The organism is Mycetohabitans sp. B3 (assembly GCF_021498065.1).
Taxonomy (GTDB): domain Bacteria; phylum Pseudomonadota; class Gammaproteobacteria; order Burkholderiales; family Burkholderiaceae; genus Mycetohabitans.
Genome location: NZ_JAHLKN010000162.1, coordinates 1 through 2609 on the forward strand (window position 1 = coordinate 1; position 2609 = coordinate 2609).

The 2609-nt window shown below is 62.4% G+C and carries 2 protein-coding genes; both read right to left on the reverse strand.

Translation table 11 applies throughout. The features are described from left to right. Positions 1-136: 136 nt before the first annotated feature. Complete coding sequence (gene istB / locus KQH55_RS16085) at positions 137-826, reverse strand: IS21-like element helper ATPase IstB (RefSeq protein WP_373566413.1); 690 nt, start codon at positions 824-826, stop codon at positions 137-139. A 65-nt stretch (positions 827-891) separates the two neighbouring features. Further along, complete coding sequence (istA, locus tag KQH55_RS16090) at positions 892-2430, reverse strand: IS21 family transposase (RefSeq protein ID WP_235091675.1); 1539 nt, start codon at positions 2428-2430, stop codon at positions 892-894. Positions 2431-2609: the final 179 nt, after the last annotated feature.

Sequence of the window (2609 nt, forward strand, 5' to 3'; positions counted from 1 at the left end):
TGCGTATTTCAGCGATCATGGACGGTCGAATCAGGCTGATGGTGGACGGCGTTTCAGCGTGATCATGGACAGTTTGGGTGAGCGCGAGTGAAGGCGTTCATGGTATCGCACTCGTCTACGATGATGTTGAAGGCGTTCATGGTTGTTCGTTTTCGGGGCCGCGCAACGATGGGCCCTTGAGTGCAATGCGGTGAGAGCCGTGTACGATGCGATCCAAGATGGCGTCGGCAACGGTAGGATCGTCGAGCCAGGCATGCCATTGGTTGACGGCCATCTGGCTGGTAATCAGGGTAGCGCGGGCGCCGACGCGATCGTCCAGCAACTCGAGCAGATCTGTGCGTTCGGCCGGCCCCATGGGCGCGCCAGCAAAGTCATCCAGCACCAGCAAGTCGTAGCGCGCCAATTGCGCCAACCGACGTACGAAGCTACCCTCGCCGTGAGCAACACGCAGTTCCGTCATCAGTCGCGTGGTTCGGGTATAGAACACCGTGAAGCCGCCGCGCGCGGCCTGCTGCGCCAGGGCGCAAGCCAACCAGGTTTTGCCGGTTCCAGTGGCGCCGGTCATGAGGACGGTGCGGGCATGGCGGATCCAGTCACCGCCTACCAGCGTCGTGATCATGTGCCGGTCCAGGTGACGCGAGTCGCGCCAGAGGATGTCTTCGATGCACGCGTTGCTCACCTTGAGCTTGGCGGCCTTCAGGATGCGAGCCAACCGCTTGCTATCGCGCCAGTCGATCTCGCGCTGCACGAGCACAGAGAAGCGATCGTCGAAGCGCAGTTCGGCTGCGGCGCTGCTGGTGGCCTGATCGCCCAACGCAGCGATCATGCCGTCCAGGCGCAGCGTCTTCAATTGATCCAAAGTGTGAGCTGATATCACGTCGTTCCTCGTGGTTAGTGGTAGTACTCTGGTCCCCGCACGTTCTCGTGCAGGGGCACAGACGTTTGTATCGGCTTGCCCGGCAGCGGTTGCCGGTCCATGCCGTTGTCCAGAATGGATTTGACGGTGCGGTAGGTGGGTGAGTTAATGGCCATGGCGCGTGTACAGGCGGCTTCCAGCCGCTGCGCGCCGAAGCGCCGGCCCAAGTGCTGCAAGCCAAGGCATGCGCGGTAACCTTGTTCGGGGTGGGGACGATTCTCCATCTGCCAATGCACCACGGCGGCACACGACGAGCCGATACTTTTGCCCCAGGCCATGAGCTTGGTCGGAGTCCACTCCCGGTGAGCGCGGTGCGAAGCGGGCATGTGATCGGGATCGGTGGTGAACCCGCCCCTGGCGGCGCTCAACAAGTGGATGGCCACGCGCGTGGCGCCGTCAAACACTTCCACCGCCGTGGCGCCGATGCGCAGCTGCACGGTGGAGCGCACCAGCCGATGTGGAACGCTGTAATAGTGGCCGTCGAGCTCAACGTGGTAGTCCACGTTCACGCGCGCCCGCTTGAAACGCACGATGGCCATGCGGTTGGATGCCAGGGGCTGCAGAGCCGGTTGGTCTAAACGCTCGAAGGCCTCACGCCTGTTGCCAGGCAGCTTCTTGAAGGGACGGCAGTTCAGCTCGTGCAGCAGCTCAGCGATCGCCGTGTTCAGTTCGGCCAAGCTAAAGAAGCGGCGATTGCGCAGGCGCGCCAGGATCCAGCGCTCAACCACGAGTACCGCGTTCTCGACCTTCGGTTTGTCCCTCGGGTGAGCAGGCCGAGCTGGTAGTACAGCCACATGGTAATGGTCGCAGAACTCCTCCACCAGCCGCCCCATGCCGGGCTCGTAGCGGTCGGGCTGAGCGATCAGGGCGCGCGGCTGGTCTGGCACGATCAGCCTGGGCGTGCCGCCGAAGAACTCCAGCGCGGCAATGAGCGAACGGATCCAGTCCGCCGCCGTTTGTCGCTCAGTGGCACAAGCATAGGTGTAGTTCGATGCCCCCAATAGCGCAACGAAGACCTGTGCAGCGCGGATCTGGCCAGTGACCGCGTCGATGATGGGCACGCTCTGGCCAGCGTAGTCGGCAAACAGCTTGTCGCCGGCGATGTGGGTCTGACGCATTGAGCGCTTCAGGCACGCCGCCCACTTGCGGTACTTGACGCAGAAACTTGTGTACTTGTACGCCTGCGCGTTGGCCCGGGCGTATTCCTCCCAGAGTAGTTGCAAGGTGACGCCCGGGCGCTTGAGCTCTTGATGGAGGTAGGCGAAGTCAGGCTCCAAGTGCCGCGCCGAGCGGGGCACCGCCGGCTGGTACAGCCTCGCTTCGAGGCTCGCGTCATCCAGCCCCTGTACTTCGGCCCAATCGATGCCGGCAACGCGTGCCAGCACGACGATCTTGCCCACCGTCGATTTGGGCACGCCCAGGGCTCGGCCAATCTGGCCGTAAGTCAAGCCTGCCTCCAAGTGCAGGCGAAGAACGTTTCGTATCTGGCGCATCGTGATCCTGGGTGTCGGCATGAGCTGATCCGCAAAAAAACGATCAGCGTATGCCTTGGTCAGATCACTCGCGCTCCCCCTTGCTCGTCCACGATCAGCGTGAAACGCCGCCTACGATGCTTTGAAACGGCGTCCACGTTGCCCTGAAACACCGTCTACCTTCGTCTGAAATGACCGTCTACGATGGCCTGAAATACGCA